The following is a 17979-nucleotide window of genomic DNA, read 5'->3' on the forward strand; positions in this document are numbered from 1 at the left end:
AGGCCAGGTCTCTCTTGTGTTGCCGGGCCTGTCCGCCCGGCGCTCCGGCCCCGCACACGGCGGGCGCCGGGACCGCTCAGTCGGCCGCGAGGGGTGCGGGGGCCCCGGCGGCCGGGCCTCCCCGTTTGCCGCCCTCGCCGCCACCGGCGGCGCTCTCCCCGCTGTCGCCGCTCTCCGCGGCCCCCGTTCCGTCCCCCTGGCCCGCTCCCGCGGGGGGATGGGCCTGACGCAGCTCCGCTATGGCCGTCTCGAAGTCGTCCAGCGATTCGAACGCCTTGTAGACCGAGGCGAAGCGCAGGTAGGCGACGAGGTCGAGGTCCTGGAGCGGACCGAGTATCGCGAGGCCGACGTCATGGGTGGACAGCTCGGCGCTTCCGGTGGCCCGGACCGCCTCTTCCACCCGCTGCCCGAGCTGGGCCAGCGCGTCCTCGGTCACCGGGCGGCCCTGGCACGCCTTACGGACTCCGGCGATCACCTTGTCCCTGCTGAAGGGCTCGGTGACACCGCTCCGCTTGATGACTGTCAGTGACGCGTTCTCCACGGTCGTGAACCGGCGGGAGCAGTGCGGGCACTGGCGTCGGCGTCTGATCGCGGCGCCGTCGTCTGCCGTACGGCTGTCGACCACGCGACTGTCGGGGTGCCGGCAGAAGGGGCAGTGCATCGTTTTCCACCCTCCCAGGGCCCGCTGAGCCCTCACCGTGCATGACAGATAACGCCTCGTGAACCCCGTCCCAGGAGCCCCTGAAGCAACCCCCAGCATAGGTGAAGTCCTCCGGGGATGAGCACCGGGGACCACAACTTGTGGTGGCGTGCGCTCATCAAACCACTAGATCTGGTACCGAGATGCCAGGAGGGTCCGTAAGCGTGTCGCGCACGGCGCGGTTCCAGAGCGTACGCGAAGCGGGGCGGCGGAAGGCTCGTGGGGCACGCCTGCAAGACTGTGCGCGACGGCGACGGGAGCGGTCTCCCCTGGCGGCCGAAACGGCCGGGGCGCGATCCATACACCCACCGAGCTGGCGAAGTCAGTGGAACTCCGAATTTTCACTCGAACGTGTGTTTGGCGCAACCTTTCGAAACCAACTACCGTTGTCCAACTAGGGAGAACCGTTCGAGAGGGGCCGACGTGACCACGACCGCAGACAGCGCCACCATCACCTCCCAGACCCGCCCGGGGCAGTCAATTGACGAAATCCAGCCGGTGAATGACGCCATGAACACAGAAGCCCAGGAGGGGCAACCGGAGAAGCGCTCCTTGCCCGGCCGACCTCCTGGTATCAGGGCCGACAGTTCCGGTCTCACGGACCGGCAACGCCGGGTTATCGAGGTGATCAGGGACTCCGTACAGCGGCGTGGATATCCGCCGTCCATGCGCGAGATCGGCCAAGCCGTAGGACTCTCCAGCACCTCGTCCGTCGCGCACCAGCTCATGGCGCTCGAACGGAAGGGGTTCCTGCGCCGTGACCCGCACCGGCCCCGTGCCTATGAGGTGCGCGGTTCCGACACCCCCAGCAGCGCCCAGACCGCCGCTGACACGGCCGGGAAGCCGTCGGCCTCCTATGTCCCGCTCGTCGGCCGTATCGCCGCCGGCGGGCCCATTCTGGCCGAGGAGTCCGTGGAGGACGTCTTTCCGCTGCCGCGCCAACTCGTCGGCGACGGCGAACTCTTCGTTCTGAAGGTCATCGGCGATTCGATGATCGAGGCAGCGATCTGCGACGGGGACTGGGTCACCGTCAGGCGCCAGCCCGTGGCCGAGAATGGCGACATCGTCGCCGCGATGCTCGACGGAGAAGCCACCGTCAAGCGTTTCAAGCGCGAGGACGGACATGTGTGGCTGCTGCCGCACAATGCGTCGTACCAGCCGATTCCCGGTGATGACGCGACGATTCTCGGAAAGGTCGTCGCCGTACTCCGCCGGGTATGAGCAGCGCCTCTCCGATATCCCGGATATCCCTGGCACCGCCGAAAGCCCCAGAGGCCAAGGCACACGGGCCGTCGGTTTCCTCCGCACCGGAACCGGCGGCCCGCCCTTGTGCGTACGATGCCGTCCGCCGTATGTCCGCACGCTGCGGTCATGAGTGACCGCAGCGCCCGCACAGGAAGGCGAACACGGGCTCAGGCGCGCTTGGCCGCCTCATCGATGGCCGCCAGGGAACGGCGCACCTGATTACGGTCCGTGGTGTACCAGAAGTCGGGCATCGAGGCCCGCAGAAAGCTGCCGTACCGCGCGCGCTCCAGCCTCGGGTCCAGCACGGCGACCACTCCCCTGTCCCCCGTGGCACGCACCAGTCTGCCGGCGCCCTGCGCCATCAGCAGCGCGGCGTGCGTGGCCGCGACGGCCATGAAGCCGTTGCCGCCGCGCTCCTCGACCGCCTTCTGCCGTGCGCTCATCAGCGGATCGTCAGGCCGGGGGAAGGGCACCCGGTCCATGACCACCAGCTGACAGTTCGCGCCTGGCACATCGACGCCCTGCCACAGCGAGAGCGTGCCGAACAGGCAGGTCTCCGCGTCCTCGGCGAAGCGGTGGATCAGCTCGCCCAGCGTCTCCTCGCCCTGGAGCAGGATGGGGAGGCCCAGCCTGCCGCGCAGCTCCTCAGCCGCCGTCCTGGCGCCCCGCATCGACGAGAAGAGGCCCAGCGTCCGCCCACCGGCTGCCTGCACCAGCTCAGCCAGCTCGTCCATCATGTCGGCGCGCGAGCTGTCCCGGCCCGGGGGCGAGAGGTGCTTGGCGACGTAGAGGATGCCCTGCTTGCCGTAGTCGAACGGGGAACCGACGTCGAGGCCCTTCCATGGCGGGGTCTCGGCCGCCTCGCCGTCGTCCCCCATGCCCTCGGGCGCGAGGCCCAGTGAGGCGCCCACGCCGTTGAAGTCGCCGCCCAGCTTGAGCGTGGCCGAGGTGAGGACCACCGAACGGTCGGCGAACAGCTTCTCGCGCAGCAGGCCGGAGACGGAGAGCGGGGCGACCCGCAGAGAGGCGCCGTAGCGTTCGTGCCGCTCGTACCAGACGACGTCGAACTCCGAGCCCTCCACGACGCGTTCGGCCACATCGTGCACGTTCTCGACCGCGGCGTACGCCTGCTTGCGTACCGCGTCCTCGTCCTGCACGGACTTGTCCCGCGTGTTGCCGAGGGCGCTCAGGCAGGTGCGTGCCGCGTCGCGGAGCGCTGTCAGTGCGTAGCCGAGGTCCTCGGGGACCGTCTCCAGGCGGCCGGGCAGCGCCAGCTCCATGAGCCGTTCGAAGGTTTCGGACGCCGTCTGGAGCTGGTCGGCCGCCTTCTCGTCGACCAGCTTGGCCGCGCGGCGCACCGCGCGGTTGACGCCGCCGGGGGTCAGCTCGCCCGTGGCGACCCCGGTCACACGGGAGACCAGTTCATGGGCCTCGTCGACGATCAGAACCTCGTGGCCCGGCAGCACCGGGGCGCCCTGGATGGCGTCGATGGCCAGCAGCGCGTGGTTGGTGACGATCACCTCGGCGAGCTTGGCGCGCTCGCGTGCCGCCTCGGCGAAGCACTCGGCGCCGTAGGCGCACTTGCTCGCGCTGAGGCATTCGCGGGAGGAGACGGAGACCTGGGACCAGGCGCGGTCCGATACTCCCGGTGTGAGGTCGTCGCGGTCGCCCGTCTCTGTCTCGTCCGACCAGTCACGCAGCCTGAGCAGATCCTTGCCGAGCCGGGAGGTCGGCGCCGCGTTCTCGAACGGGTCGAAGAGCCCGTCCTCCTCTTCCTGCGGCACGCCCTCGTGCAGCCGGTGCAGGCACAAGTAGTTCGACCGCCCCTTGAGCATGGCGAACTCGGGCCGGCGGCGCAGCAGCGGGTGCAGCGCGTCGACCGTACGCGGAAGGTCACGCTCGACGAGCTGGCGCTGGAGCGCGAGCGTGGCCGTGGCGACCACGACGCGCTCGCCGTGCGCGAGGGCGGGGACCAGGTAACCCAGGGACTTGCCTGTGCCTGTTCCCGCCTGCACGAGGAGGTGGCGGCCGTCCTCGACGGCCTCGGCGACGGCTTCGGCCATGGCTGCCTGGCCAGGGCGCTCCGTGCCTCCGACGGCGGTGACAGCGGCCTGGAGAAGTTCGGTGAGGGCGGGCTTGCTCATAGACCCGACACCCTACGCGGCGGCACTGACACTCCGCCCGCCGCGACCGGCTCCCCCCGGCTCCGCCCGGCTCCTTCCGGCCATGACCGTTCGGCCCGTACGGCTACGGTCCGTGCAGGGGGTTGCTGACCGTTCCGTGAACGGCGGCATGGGGGCGCTCCGAGCGGTCGCGGTAGCCGTCCAGATGCAGACGGTTGCGGTTGAGGCACAGCCGCTCGATACGCGGAGTGAGCAGGTCGAACAGCTCGAAGCGTGCCTTCAGCTCGGGGAAGCGGTGATGGTAGCGGTCGATCTCCGCCCGCACGAGTGACCAGAACGTGTCCTCGGGAACGCCGAGTTGGTCCTCGCACAGCGGAGCGAGATAGCGGAAGACACCGACGAAGAGCGCCGAGTGGATGAACTGCGTGAGGAAGGCGGGCGGTTCCGTCAGCAGCACGCCGCGCACGTCCGCGGGCATCGTGTCCAGTTCGGGGAGCCGCTGCTCGCTGACGTTGACGTCGTCCACGAAGTCCTTGACCGCCAGCCTCACGGGTACGTCCCGCTCGTCGAAGACGACGATCGCGTTCTCGCCGTGCGGCGAGAAGACGGTGCCGTAGCGGTAGAGGAAGTGCAGCAGCGGCGGCAGCAGCGCGGCGAAGAGGCGCCCGAGCCACACGCGGGGCTCCAGCCCCGAACGTGCGACGAGTTCGGCGGTGAAGGCCCGGCCGTCGGCGTCGGTGTGGATCAGTGCGGCGAGCGTACGGGCGTGCTCGTCCGGGCCGAGATACGGGGCCAGCGGCTCGCGCCAGATGCAGCCGAGCAACTCCCGGTACTGGTACGGGGCTTCGGACAGCGCGTCGTACACGGGGTGTGTCACGGCGACGGAGGCGACCTCGCCCAGCAGCACGACCCGGCACTCGTCGGCCAGGAAGGGGTCACGCTCCCGCAGCCCCTGCACCCATGCGGTGACGGCGGGCGCCGCATGGGTGCGCTCGGTCGGAAGGCCGCGCCACACCAGGGTGTTGAGGATGGCGAGCGGCAGCTTGACCGTATGGCGGTCGGGGCGGCTGGTGTTGAGGAACGTCCGGATCGACTGCTGGGGCAGTCGCAGGTCGCCGTCGGACGGCAGGGGAACGATGTCGTCCCCCGCGAGTGAGGAGGCGAAGAGCGGCGCGATCGTTTCGTCCCACTGCCAGGGGTGGACGGGCAGATAGAGATAGCCCTCTGGTGACAGGCCGCGCGAGCGCAGGGCGTGGTGGAATCCGAGGAGTGTGGCAGGGGCAAGCTCGCGCGCGTAGAGGCGGTGGGGCTGGGCCAGCGCGGGGACGCCGCTGTAGGCGGCGAGCCCCTTCCGTACCGCGATCCACGGGAGTTGCCGTGGCGTGCGGGCCTCGGGCGACCACCGTGCCGAGTCCGTCGTGGAGAAGCCGAGGCGCCCTTTGTTGGCGACCAGCCAGGGGTGCCCCTCCATGTGACCCTCCAACTCGGCGTACCCGAGTTCGGCGAGCTCGGCGGCGGGCAGCCCGGAGGCGAGGAGGTGTGCGTCGGCCGTGAGGGTGGCGGTCAGCTCGCGGATGTAGTGACCCGCCGTGTGGGAACTGAGACCGAGCAGGCCGTGCGCGCGGGAGAGGAAGGCCAGCGGATCCAGGTCGTCCCCGAGCGAGTCGGGGTCGACGATCCAGTGCCCGTAGGCGCCGCGCCGGGCGCGGAAGCGGACCGTCAGCTCCTCGTCGACGGGCAGTCGGTACGCGTCGGATGCCGTGGCCGGTGCGGGCTGCGGCCTGAGGATCTCCTCGTAGGCGAACTCGGCGATCATCTTGGCGAGCATCCGCCGGCCGGCCTGGCTCCAGTGGTCCCTGTCGAGGCCGGAGGGCACGGCTAGCCAGGCGGGGTCGTTCGGGGAATCTGCTGCGGATCGGGGCACAGGACTGACTCCTTGCGGGAGGGGACGGGTATGGAGCGCCGTCCGGCCGCGCACAGAGCACCGGACGGCGGCGCGTACGCGGGAAAGCGGACGGACGGGCGGTCGCCGGGGTACACGGCGGCGCTGCGGCTCTCGCTCAGTGGCGCGGGCCCCGGGGCGGCCGGGACCATGGGAAGCACGGCTTCGCGACCTGACTCAGAGCACCGCGCGCAGGGCGCGGTCCCGGACCATCAGGGCCGCGCGCTTGGCGGGGAGTTGGACCTCGGCGCTCAGGCGGAAGCCCGCACCGAGGAAGGCGGCGAGGGACGGCACATTGCGCACATCGGGTTCGGCCAGCACGCGGGTGCACAGGGGCCGCTGATCGAGCACCAGGTCGGCGACGGCGCGCAGCAGCCTCGTGCCGATACCGCGCCCCCGGTGCGCGACGCAGCCGACCAGCACGTGGATGCCGGTGTCGTGCGGATACGTGCGGCAGTGGCGTGCGAGCGGGTCGAGATCCGCGCGGTAGATCTCCCAGTAGCTCATCGGGGAGCCGTCGAGCGTCCCGAGGCAGGGAACGCTGCGGCCGTCCCCCTCGATCTGGGGTCTGAGGTGCGCAGCCGTCACGCTCTCGGGGCCCGCCAGCTCCCAGAAGGCGGCCACCGCCGGGTCGTTCATCCACGCGGAGACCAGCGGCAGGTCGCGCGCGAGACGGACCGGCACGAGCTGGAAACGGCCCACGTCCGTTTCGATGGCGGGCCAGGAGGCGGGTGCGTCGAGCAGATCGCCCGGCGGCGGGGCTCCAGTGCCGCCGGGCTCGTAACCGTCGCGCTCGGCGAACAGTTCGGTCCACCCGTGGGGAAGTTCGAGGTTGAGGGTGTCGTCACCACTGGTCCCGGTTTCCGCTGCGGCGGCCGTACCGGAGCTGCCCGGAGTGTCCGCCGGTGGTGCGGAGCCGGGCTGTGAGTGCGACATGACGACGTCTCCTCTCGTGACAGGGCCGGCGCGATGGCAGCGCCGGCTCATGGCAGGGGGCTAATGGGTCAGGGGGTTGTCGAGGGTGACGTAGACGGACTGGGTGTCGACGGGCCCGACCAGTTCGTCCATCCCGTGCAGCCGGGTGAGCAGGTTCGCCTTGCAGCGCAGCGTCGGTGACTCCAGAAGCAGCGCGGGCAGCCGCGACACCGGCTCACCGCCACCGCCGCGCGCGGCGCGCTCCAGGAAGCGGCGGAAGGCGGCGAGCAACAGGCGCTCATCGGCGAGCCCCTGGGAACCGAAGGCTCCGATGAGGCCGAGCACGTTGTTGATGCCCAAGTAGTACGCGAAGCGCTCGTCGGTCACTTCGTCGTCCACGTAGCTGTCACTGGCGACACCGAGGGAGACGCCTGGCAGGCGACGGTCGAGTTCGTCCCTCCTGGAGGCGCGGAAGTAGTAGCCCTGGTTGTCGCGGTAACGGCCACCCTGTGGCCAGCCGTCCCGGTCGAGCAGTACGAGCGTGTTCTGCTGGTGCGCCTCCAGGGCGATGCCTCCTCGTGCGTCGAGCCAGAGGATGGGGAGCACGACGGCGTGGAGGTACCGCAGGAACCACTCGGCCGACACGGCTGCCCGTGGCCGCCCCGTACGCTCGGCGAGCGCGGTGACCACTCGGGCCAGTCGCGAACGCAGCGGCCCCGCAGGGGCTTCGGCGCCGGGTACGGGCGCGGTGAGGCCCGCGACACAGACCGCGTCGTCGTGCGGCCTGAAGGGGTTGTGCCGGATCACTGTGTCGAAGCCGGGCAGCCGTCCGCCTCCGGGCTCGTCGACGCCCAGCCACGCGGGATCGCGGACGATGTCGAAGTTCGGGTGCGCCGCGCGCCAGGCGGTCCCCAGTCCGCCGCGCAGCAGCCGGTGCACCTCGACGCCGCGCAGCAGCTCCTTGCGGAGGTTCTCGCGGCGGGAGTTGGTGATGCGCAGCCCGAGCGACAGCTTGAGCATCGCGACGCTGTCGGGCCGGTAGACGGTACGCACGGAGGACGTGGGGTGCCAGTGCTCCCCCGCGGGGCCGAGGTCGTGCAGGAGCCCCGCCTCCATCAGCGCGCGTACGGCGCCGCTGTGCCGCAGCTCGCGTGCCTGCCATGGGTGGAGCGGCAGCGGAACGCACCCATGGGGCACGCGTCCTGCCAGGTCCCGCCCGGCCAGGCGCGCGGAGAGGTCGGCCGCCGCCACGGGCTTGCCCCGGTCGGTCCAGGCCGAGTCGCCCGCCAAGACGCTCTCGTCGGCCGCCATCCAGTGCACCGGGAAGGAGCCTCGCAGCTCCGGCGCGTAGACGCGGTTCTCCGCCTCGGAAAGGCCCTCGCGGCTCTTGGGCGTGGGGTGCAGCGGGTGCCCGAACAAGAGGGCCTGCTCGCCGTCCAGGAACGGCCCTGTTCCGGCGCCCGGCCGGGGCCGGGCACGGCGCTCCGCGAGGAAGTGCGCGGTGCGCTGGAGGGAGTCGGCGACCCGGCCGACGAGCGCGGCGCTCTCGGGCGGGGCTCCGCGCGTGCCCGCGCGCGGGGACCGCGCTCCGTGCGCGGCCTCGCGTCCGATGAGCGCCGCGAGCGCCACGGCTTCCAGAGGCGGTGCCTCCTCGGGTGCGGTGTCGAGCGTGGGCGGGTCGAAGCGGTGGCAGCCGACGGCGGACCAGTGGCGCACGGGAACGTGGAGGGTGGCCCCCGTCGCCGCGAGCGGCACGCGCAGGACACCGTCGACGGGCCGGCCCAGCCCGGTCTCGCGCACCCAGCAGCGCAACAGGTTCTCCAGCGCCGCCGCGTCGGCTGCGACCACGGGGTCGGGGTGCTCCAGGGGGTCGGTAGGCGCGAGGCCGGTATCCGAAGGCTCACTACGGGGGGCGCTCTCCGCGCGGTCACCAGGTGAGTGGCCGCTGCCCGAGTGCGCACCACTGGGGCCGCCACTTCCCGAACGCTCACTACCAGGGCGGTCGTTACTCGTGTGAGCGCTGCTCGGGAGGTCACTGCCCGGGTCGCGGTCAGCACGGTCGGTGCCGATGTGGCCGCTGCCTGTGCCGACCGTGCCGGCGCGTTCCGCGCCACCTGCGGGCGGGGCGTACGGCTCGGCGCTCGCCGGTGGTGGTACGTAGGGCTCCCCGCTCGCCGGTGGTGGTACGTACGGCTCCCCGCTCGCCGGTGGCGGTGCAAGCCGTGACAGAGCGTCCGGGGAGGCGGGAGCGGTGTCGCCGTACGCGCCGGGCGGGAACGTCGCATTCCGCGTGCCTTGGTGCGCGGCGGGGCCGTCCGGATCGGGGGCATCGAGGTCGGGGGCATCGAGGTCGGCACCCCCAGGAGGTACGTACGGCGCTTCGGCCCACGGGTGTCCAGGGCCGTGTCCGAACCCCGCCGCCGCGGTCAGTTCCTCGTGGCGCCCCGTGCGCCGGGACTGCCGGGGCACGGCTGGGTCGATCAGCCGGGCGAGGCGTTGACGGACCGGGCCCTTCGGGACGTCTTCGGCTCCGGAGCGCGCGTTCACTGAGGTCTCCTCCGATGGTGTCGACTCGGCGCGCTGAGTAGCGAGCCACTGTCCCCCGTACGTACCAACGAAGCGAACGGCCACGGATCACGGGCTTGTTGGGGATCACTTTCGGGCCGGGGAGACGCCGGCGCCGCGCGCGGGGGAACCAGAGACCCGGGTGTGCCCGTCCCCCACCCCACCGGGCATAGTGGGGGCCGCCCCTCCCGGCGAGGTGCATGACAAATCCACAGGCGATCCACTTCAGGGGGAGTTCAGCCATGCCATCGATAGCCAGGTCCGCGCGGCGCCGTTCGGTGCTGGCCGCGGCAGCGGTCGTCGCCGCGTTGACGGTGACCGCGACCGCCTGCGGTCCCGGGGACGACGAGGCGGACGACAAGCCCAGCACTTCGGTCTCGGAAGGACAGGAAGCGGGCAAGGACGTCAAGGAGGACCTGGGTCTGCCCAAGGACCTTCCCTCTGATCTGCCGACCTCCCTTGAAGACCTCGACAAGTGGAAGAGCGGCGAGTGGAAGAACTGGGACCGGGAGAAGTGGCTGAGTGAGGCCAAGGAGTTCTTCAACCCGATCATCAAGGACCTGTGGGACCCGGACCGCATGAAGGACGCGGACGGCAACGACCGCGAGGTCGACGACTCCGACATCGACGACAGCGAGAGCGGCGGCGACAACGGCACAGGCGAGGACGAGGGCGTCACGGACGCGCAGCCCGACCCCGTCAAGGCGACCCCGGTGAAGACGCCGTACAACCAGGACGACCTGCCCGTCGGCAAGGTGTTCATGGACACCCCGAAGGGCGCGATGGTCTGCTCCGGCGCCGTCGTCAAGGACCCGAACAACCCGGGCAGGTCCAACCTCGTGGCCACCGCAGGACACTGCGTGCACGGCGGCAAGGGCAAGGGCTGGTTCCGCAACGTGGTCTTCGTGCCGGACTACAACCCCAAGGGCCTGCCCAACGCTCAGCTGGAGAGCGCCCCGAAGGCCGACGTGGCCCCGGACGGCATCTGGTGGGCCAAGCACGCGCGTACCACCGACCACTGGATCAACACCGGTGCCGACAAGGGCGGCAAGGGCGCGCAGCAGGACTTCGCCGTGATCCAGGTGCAGCCGGAGGACAAGAGCAGCAGCGCCTCGCTGGAGCAGAAGGTCGGCGGCGCCGTCCAGGTCAGCTTCAACACGCCGCGCGTCAAGTCCCTGTCGAGCCTCACGGCCAACGGCTACCCGGCGGCCCCGCCCTTCGACGGCTCCAAGATGTACCAGTGCGCCGACAAGCCCGGCCGGCTCACCCTCGACCCGCAGCAGCCCACGATGTACCGGATCGGCTGCACCATGACGGCCGGCGCGTCCGGCGGCCCCTGGCTCGACTCCTCGGGCAAGCGGCTCCTTTCGGTGACGTCCATCGGTCCGGTCACGGCCGACTGGCTGGCCGGGGCACGCCTCGGCAAGGAAGCCAAGGGCGTCTTCGACGCGGTCAGCAAGCAGAGCTGAGCCCCGCGCGGGCCGTCACACGGCACGCGGCAACCGAACAGCACATGACACAACAGCACCCGCGCACGAGCTGGACGTGCGCGGGTGCGCCGATTATCTGGGGGAGTTCGATCCATGTCTCTCATACGCGGACGCGGGCACAGACGTCCGGTTCTCGCGCTGGCCGCCGCCGTGGCGGCCCTGACGGTCTCCGCGACGGCCTGCGGCTCGGACGGCGACGACGACGGCAAGCGTGACGCCGCCAAGCCCGCGACCTCGGAAGCGGCGAAGGACGACGGCGAGAAGAGTGGCGAGCGGGACAAGGAGCGGTTGGGCATTCCGGACAAGCTTCCGGAGGATCTGCCCACCTCACTGGAGGACCTCGACAAGTGGCGCGGCGGCGCCTGGAAGAACTGGAAGCAGGACCAATGGCTGCGTGATGCCGCAGACTTCGTCAATCCGTACATCAAGGGCCACTGGAATCCCGAACGCCTGAAGAAGGCCGAGGACAACGAGAAGCAGGTCCCCGCCGACATCAAGAGCGCCTCCGGCTCCGGGGCCGGCGAGTCCGAGCCGCGTCCGGTCAAGGCCCAGGACGTGCCGACGCCCTACTCCACGAACGCGGCGCCCGTCGGGAAGGTCCTCATGGACACTCCCGAGGGCCCGATGGTCTGCTCCGGCACCGTCGTGCAGGACCCGCGCAATCCAGGCAAGTCCAACCTCGTGGCCACGGCCGGACACTGCGTGCACTCGGGCAAGAGCGGCGGCTGGCTCCGGAACATCTCGTTCATCCCGTCCTACAACGACAAGGGCCTCTCGCGGTCCGCGCTGGAGAACGCGAGCGCGCAGGACCTCGCACCGTACGGACAGTGGTGGGTCAAGTGGGCCCAGACCACCGACTACTGGATCAAGAAGGGGGCCAAGTCCGGTGGCGGCGGCTCCCAGCAGGACTTCGCGGTGCTCCGGGTCGAGTCCGTGAACAAGAACGCCAAGTCGCTGGAGGAGACGGTCGGCAACGCGCTGAAGGTCAACTTCAAGACGCCTGCGGCCTCCCGTATCCGGGGCGTCAGCTCCTTCGGTTACCCCGCGGCTCCGCCTTTCGACGGCGCGAAGATGTTCCGGTGCTCCGACAGGCCGGGGAATCTCACGATCGACCCGTCACAACCCGCGCTGTACCGCATCGGCTGCACGATGACCGGCGGGTCGTCCGGTGGTGGCTGGTTGGTCAACGGCACGTCCGGCAAGGCGGAGCTGGTGTCGGTCAACTCGATCGGCCCGCAGCCCGCGACCTGGCTCGCGGGGCCCAGGCTGGGCCCGACGGCCAAGGGTGTCTATGACGCCATCAGCAAGAAGTTCGCCGGCAGGGACTGAACCGGTCCCGTCCGCACGCGGGCGCGCACAGACGGAGGCCCGCTCCCCTCGGAAGGGGAGCGGGCCTCCGTGGCGTTCGCTTGCCCGGCATGCGAGGCCGCGGCCTCGCCGGGCTCAGGCCACCGGCTGGAACTTCCGCAGCTCCGAGGCCAGTTCCTCGTGCACCCGCACCTTGAGCAGGGTGCCCTGGTCGGTGTGCTCCTCGGAGACCACCTCGCCGTTGTTGTACACGAGAGAGACCAGCTTGCCCTCGGTGTAGGGCAGCAGGACCTCCAGCTCGACGGAGGGGTGCGGCAGTTCGACGTCGATCAGCTCGCGCAGGTCGTCGACGCCCTGGCCGGTACGGGCCGAGACGAGCAGCGCGTGCTTCTCGGTGCGCAGGAGCCTCTGGAGCACGAGGGGGTCGGCGGCGTCCGCCTTGTTGACCACCACGATCTCCGGCACGTGGGTCGCGCCCACGTCCCTGATCACCTCGCGTACGGAGGCGAGCTGCTCCTCGGGAGCGGGATGCGCGCCGTCCACCACGTGCAGGATGAGATCGGCGTCACCGACCTCCTCCATGGTGGAGCGGAACGCCTCCACGAGGTGGTGCGGAAGGTGGCGTACGAAGCCGACGGTGTCCGCCAGCGTGTACGCCCTGCCGCTCGGCGTCTCCGCCTTGCGCACGGTCGGGTCGAGGGTGGCGAACAGCGAGTTCTCCACCAGGACGCCCGCGCCCGTGAGCCGGTTGAGGAGCGAGGACTTGCCCGCGTTGGTGTATCCGGCGATGGCGACCGAAGGCACCTTGTGACGCTTGCGGTCCTGGCGCTGGACATCACGCCCGGTCTTCATCTCCGCGATCTCGCGGCGCATCTTCGCCATCTTCTCGCGAATGCGCCGGCGGTCGGTCTCGATCTTGGTCTCACCGGGGCCACGCGTGGCCATGCCGCCACCGGCGGAACCGGAGCCACCGCCGGAGCCGCCGCCACCCATCTGACGGGAGAGCGACTGACCCCAGCCACGCAGCCTGGGCAGCATGTAGTTCATCTGTGCCAGCGCCACCTGCGCCTTGCCCTCACGGGACTTGGCGTGCTGCGCGAAGATGTCCAGGATCAGCGCCGTACGGTCAACGACCTTGACCTTGACGACATCTTCGAGGTGGATGAGCTGGCCCGGGGTCAGCTCGCCGTCACACACCACCGTGTCAGCGCCGGTCTCCATGACGAGATCCCGCAGCTCGGCGGCCTTGCCCGAACCGATGTACGTCGCGGCGTCCGGCTTGTCGCGGCGCTGGATGACACCGTCGAGCACCTGGGCACCGGCCGTCTCCGCGAGTGCGGCGAGTTCGGCGAGCGAGTTGTCGGCGTCGACCGCTGTACCTGAGGTCCAGACGCCGACCAGCACCACGCGCTCCAGGCGCAGCTGCCGGTACTCGACCTCTGTGACGTCCTCCAGCTCGGTGGAGAGACCGGCCACTCGCCGCAGCGCCGCCCGCTCCGAGCGGTCGAGCTGATCACCATCACGATCCTCGTCGAGGACGTGACTCAGAGCGACGTCCTCTTCCATCAGGGCGTCGGCTCGGCGGTTCGTCTGGGCGATGCGCTGGCCGTTCTGTGGAAGGGAAGAGGAGAGGGTCAAGTGGATCCTTAAGGTCGAGGAATGCTTGCGTACTCAGAGAACGCCCATGCGGCGGGGAAGATTCCCCCCACCGGCGTTCTTCCACGGCCCCGCGGCCCTGTGGAGGCCCCGCGACCACAGTGATGGTCGCACGGGGGCGCCCCGCCGTCACCCGTATTTGCACGGGAGCGGGCGGGTGTGAGCACCGGCACGAGGCGGGGCGGCGAAGCTGTTCAGCGCGTGCGCCAGTCGGGGTGGCCCGGCATGGGCGGAGTGCGCTCTCCGTAGAGCCACTTCTTCAGGAAAGCGGTCTGGTCCTGTCCGGACACCTCGCCGGCCAGAGCCATGAAGTCCGAGGCCGAGGCGTTGCCGTCGCGGTGCCGGGCGATCCACTCGCGCTGGAGGCGGGCGAACGCCTCGGCCCCGATCCTCTCGCGCAGCGCGTAGAGCACGATCGCGGAACCGTCGTAGACCATGCTGGTGAACAGCTCCGTCTTGCCGCCCTCCTTCGAGGGCTTGAGCGCGGCGGGTGGGCCGAACCGCTTGCGCAGCGTGTCCGACTGGCGGTACGCCTCTCGGGCCCTGCGCTCCACGGCCGGGCCGCCCCGTTCGGCGCCGTAGCTCCACTCGTACCACGTGGCATGGCCCTCGTTCAGCCACAGGTCGCCCCACCTGCGCGGAGTGACGCTGTTGCCGAACCACTGGTGTGCCAGTTCGTGCACCATCAGTGACTGCTTGTACCAGGACGGGTACGAGCGCGACGTCAGCAGCTCCCGTTCGAAGAGCGACAGCGTCTGGGTCTCCAGCTCGAAACCGGTCTGCGCGTCGGCCGCGAGGATCCCGTAGTTCTCGAACGGATAGCGCCCCGCGTGCCGTTCCATCCATGCGATCTGTTCCTTCGTCCTGTCCAGCCAGGGTGCGAGGGCCTTGCGCTGCGCGACGGGCACTACATGGCGCAGCGGCAGACCGTGCGGCCCCTGGGAGCGCACCACGGCCGAGCGGCCGATGGAGACCTGCGCCAGCTCGGTCGCCATGGGGTGCATGTGACGGTACGTCCAGACCGTGTTGTCCCCGGCTCGCGTCCTGCCGGCCGGCAGCCCGCCGGCGACCACCGTGACGGCGCGGGGAGCGGTGACGTGGAAGGTGAACATCGCCTTGTCGGAGGGGTGGTCGTTGGAGGGGAAGACCCGGTGCGCCGCGTCGGCCTGGTTGGCCATGGCCAGACCGTCCGTGGTGCGCAGCCACCCTCCGTTCGGGGTCGAAGGGCTACTGGTGTGCCGTACGTCGACGCGTAGTGGTGTGCCGCGCCGCAGCGGAGCGGCCGGGGTGATCACGAGATCCTCGCCCGCGCGCGCGTGGCGTGCCGGAAGGCCGTTGACCCGCACGGAGCGCACCTCGCCGCCCGCGAAGTCGAGGTTGAAGCGGTCCATCCCGTCCCCGGTGACCGTGGCGTCGATCTTCGTACGGGCGCTCAGCGGCTTGCTGTTGTCCCCGCTGTAGCGGAATGCGATGTCGTACGCGCGCACGTCGTAGCCCGGGTTGCCGAGCTGGGGGAACAGACGGTCGCCGATGCCTGCGGGCTCGGGGGCGGGAAGGGCGGCGGCGACGAGGGTGAGGACGGCGGCGGTGACCGTTCCCGCGACGGCGCAGCGGCGATGGAATCCAGCGCGTGAGCGTGTGAGGGGCATACACCATCGCTACCAGCGCCCGGAGCCCCGCCAGGCGTAGCACGGGCGTGTCCACCCGAACGAGTTCGCGGCGCACGTTCGGCGACCGGTGGTGCGGCGGCCCGAGAGCGGTGCCGCGGCGGCTGCGAGCCGGGGTTCATGAGCCGGAGCCTGGAGCCGGGCTCAGCAGCCGGGGTCCGCGGCCGGGCTCAGCCCGTGGTCAGATCGTGTACCGCGCGGGTCACGTCGTAGACGCCAGGGACCCGCCGCATGGCGCGCATCAGCGCGGGAAGCCCTTTGGCGTCGGGGAGTTGGAGCGTGTATGTGTGGCGCACGCGCTGCTCGCGCGGGGGTTCGACATCGGCGGAGACCACGGCGGCGCCCTCGGCCGCGATGGTCTCGGTGAGGTCGGCCAGCAGATGCGCCCGGCCGAACGCCTCGGCCCGCAGCGTGACCCGGCATCCGGCCGCGCCCTGTTCCCAGCGCACCGGAAGCGTGGGGCGCCCGGCGGACAACATGCGCGCGACGGCCCGGCAGGTGTCGCGGTGGACGGTGACGGCGCCACCGCGCACGGGGAACCCGATGACCGCGTCGGACGGCACAGGGGTGCAGCAGCGTGCGAGCCGTACGGGGGTGTCCGGCCGGCCCGGGACGACGGGGGTGCTCTCGGTCGGCTGGTCGCTCAGCTCCTCGACGGCATCGTCAGGGCCGGGCGTGTCCGCGTCATGCGTCCCTGCGAGTGTTCCGTCCGCGCTGCCGGTGTCGTTCTCCGCCGTGGCCTGGGCATGTGCGGAGAGCCACTGCCGGATGGCGATGCGCGCGGCCGGTGTCCGTACGTGGTCGAGCCACTCCGGGGACGGACCTGAGGGGCTGCCGTTGGCAGGCTCCAGGAAGAGCTGCACGGCGTCACCGTCCCGCAGAACCGTGCTGAGCGCGGTCAGGCGGCCGTTGACGCGCGCCCCGATACATCGGTGGCCTGCCTCTCCCAGCCGGGCGTAGGCGGTGTCGACGCAGGTGGCACCGGCGGGCAGCGGGAGCGCGCCGCCACCCGGTGCCTCGGCGCCCGGCGCAGCGCAGTAGACGGTGATCTCCCGGTCCTGGGCCAGCTCGTCGCGCAGTTCCGTCCAGAAGGTGTTCGGGTCGGGCGCGTGGCTCTGCCACTCCAGGAGCCGCGAGAGCCAGCCGGGCCTTGTCGGGTCGGCCCGCTCCCCCGGGTTCTCCTCCGCTGTCTCCTGTCCGCCCTCCGCCGCCGCGTGCGGATCGCCGAGCGCGATCACGCCCGCCTCGGCGACGCGGTGCATACGGCGGGTACGCACGAGAACCTCGGCCACGCGCCCGCTGTCGTCGGCGATGGCGGTGTGCAGTGACTGGTAGAGGTTGAACTTGGGCGACGCGATGAAGTCCTTGAACTCCGTGATCACCGGCGTGAAGCAGGTGTGCAGCTCGCCGAGCACGGCGTAGCAGTCGGCGTCCTCACCGACGAGGATCAGCAGTCGGCCGAAGTCGCAGGGGCCCAGCTCACCGCGTTTGAGCCACAGCCGGTGCACGGAGACGGTGTGCCGGGGGCGGATGAGGACCTGTGCGTTGATCCCGGCCTCGCGGAGCAGCCGACGTGCCTGCGCCGCCACGCCGGTGAGCGGGTCGAGGCGTTCGGTGTGTTCGCGGACCAACTCCCGTGTCCTGGCGTGCTCCTCGGGGTGCAGGATCGCGAAGACCAGGTCTTCCAGCTCGCTCTTGAGCGCCTGGACGCCGAGGCGTTCGGCGAGCGGAATGAGCACGTCCCTGGTGACCTTGGCGATGCGTTCCTGCTTCTCGGGGCGCATCACGCCCAGGGTGCGCATGTTGTGCAGCCGGTCGGCGAGCTTGATCGACATGACGCGGACATCGTTGCCGGTGGCGACGAGCATCTTGCGGAAGGTCTCCGGCTCGGCCGCCGTTCCGTAGTCGACCTTCTCCAACTTCGTGACGCCGTCGACCAGATAGCAGACCTCGTCGCCGAACTCCTCGCGCACCTGGTCGAGCGTCACCTCGGTGTCCTCGACGGTGTCGTGCAGCAAAGAAGCGGTGAGAGTGGTGGTCTCGGCGCCGAGTTGCGCGAGCAGGAGCGTGACGGCGAGGGGATGGGTGATGTACGGCTCACCGCTCTTGCGCGTCTGCCCCCTGTGCGAGGACTCCGCGAGCACATAGGCCCTGCGCAGAGCACGGAGGTCGGCTCCCGGGTGGAGAGCCCTGTGCACCTTGGCCACGTGTTCGATGGCATCCGGCAGGGAGCCCCTGGACGTTCCGCCCAGCACGGCGGCCCTGCTGAGCTTCCGCAGATTGCGCACCGCGCTCATGGGCACCTCCCGCTCTGCCGCGCCCCCGGGCCGGGGATGCGATGCTACAGACCCCATCACGCACCGCTGAC

11 protein-coding genes are annotated in these 17979 nt (G+C 70.7%); 3 read left to right on the plus strand and 8 right to left on the minus strand.

From position 1 onward, the window contains the following. Positions 1-76 precede the first annotated feature (76 nt). On the minus strand, positions 77-661 hold the full coding sequence (gene nrdR, locus NMN56_RS02780; protein WP_274043500.1) for a transcriptional regulator NrdR: 585 nt from the start codon (positions 659-661) through the stop codon (positions 77-79). A 462-nt stretch (positions 662-1123) separates the two neighbouring features. Here nrdR and lexA point away from each other — a divergent pair, with 462 nt between their 5' ends. After that, on the plus strand, positions 1124-1921 hold the full coding sequence (gene lexA, locus NMN56_RS02785; protein WP_274043499.1) for a transcriptional repressor LexA: 798 nt from the start codon (positions 1124-1126) through the stop codon (positions 1919-1921). A gap of 191 nt (positions 1922-2112) precedes the next feature. Here the strand turns inward: lexA and NMN56_RS02790 are convergent, their stop codons facing one another. The 4 genes from NMN56_RS02790 to NMN56_RS02805 form a co-directional block, all read right to left on the minus strand. Further along, a complete protein-coding gene (locus NMN56_RS02790; protein ID WP_274043498.1) occupies positions 2113-4089 on the minus strand; it encodes an ATP-dependent DNA helicase in 1977 nt (658 codons plus the stop codon). Positions 4090-4192: 103 nt separating this feature from the next. Continuing rightward, the gene (locus NMN56_RS02795) at positions 4193-5992 is read right to left on the minus strand and encodes an IucA/IucC family protein (RefSeq protein WP_430542448.1); all 1800 of its coding nucleotides are present in this window, start codon (positions 5990-5992) and stop codon (positions 4193-4195) included. Between the two features lie 195 nt (positions 5993-6187). Then, positions 6188-6946, minus strand: coding sequence for a GNAT family N-acetyltransferase (locus NMN56_RS02800; RefSeq protein WP_274043497.1), 759 nt, complete (start codon positions 6944-6946; stop codon positions 6188-6190). A 60-nt stretch (positions 6947-7006) separates the two neighbouring features. Continuing rightward, positions 7007-8995, minus strand: coding sequence for an IucA/IucC family protein (locus NMN56_RS02805; protein ID WP_430542451.1), 1989 nt, complete (start codon positions 8993-8995; stop codon positions 7007-7009). A 737-nt stretch (positions 8996-9732) separates the two neighbouring features. Between NMN56_RS02805 and NMN56_RS02810 the strand changes: the two genes are divergently transcribed. Continuing rightward, positions 9733-10959 (plus strand): trypsin-like serine peptidase, encoded by a 1227-nt coding sequence (locus tag NMN56_RS02810; protein ID WP_274043496.1) that lies wholly within the window; start codon positions 9733-9735, stop codon positions 10957-10959. Positions 10960-11073: 114 nt separating this feature from the next. Further along, positions 11074-12309: a trypsin-like serine peptidase gene (locus NMN56_RS02815; RefSeq protein WP_274043495.1), complete on the plus strand. Its 1236-nt coding sequence runs from the start codon at positions 11074-11076 to the stop codon at positions 12307-12309. A 114-nt stretch (positions 12310-12423) separates the two neighbouring features. Here NMN56_RS02815 and hflX read toward each other — a convergent pair whose 3' ends face one another. The 3 genes from hflX to NMN56_RS02830 form a co-directional block, all read right to left on the minus strand. Beyond that, positions 12424-13926, minus strand: a complete 1503-nt coding sequence (hflX, locus tag NMN56_RS02820) for a GTPase HflX (protein ID WP_274043494.1) — start codon at positions 13924-13926, stop codon at positions 12424-12426. A 212-nt stretch (positions 13927-14138) separates the two neighbouring features. Beyond that, on the minus strand, positions 14139-15593 hold the full coding sequence (locus NMN56_RS02825; protein ID WP_274043493.1) for a M1 family metallopeptidase: 1455 nt from the start codon (positions 15591-15593) through the stop codon (positions 14139-14141). A 188-nt stretch (positions 15594-15781) separates the two neighbouring features. Continuing rightward, positions 15782-17908, minus strand: coding sequence for a RelA/SpoT family protein (locus NMN56_RS02830; RefSeq protein ID WP_274043492.1), 2127 nt, complete (start codon positions 17906-17908; stop codon positions 15782-15784). Positions 17909-17979 lie beyond the last annotated feature (71 nt).

It is taken from the genome of Streptomyces iconiensis, assembly GCF_028657195.3.
Taxonomy (GTDB): Bacteria; Actinomycetota; Actinomycetes; order Streptomycetales; family Streptomycetaceae; genus Streptomyces; species Streptomyces iconiensis.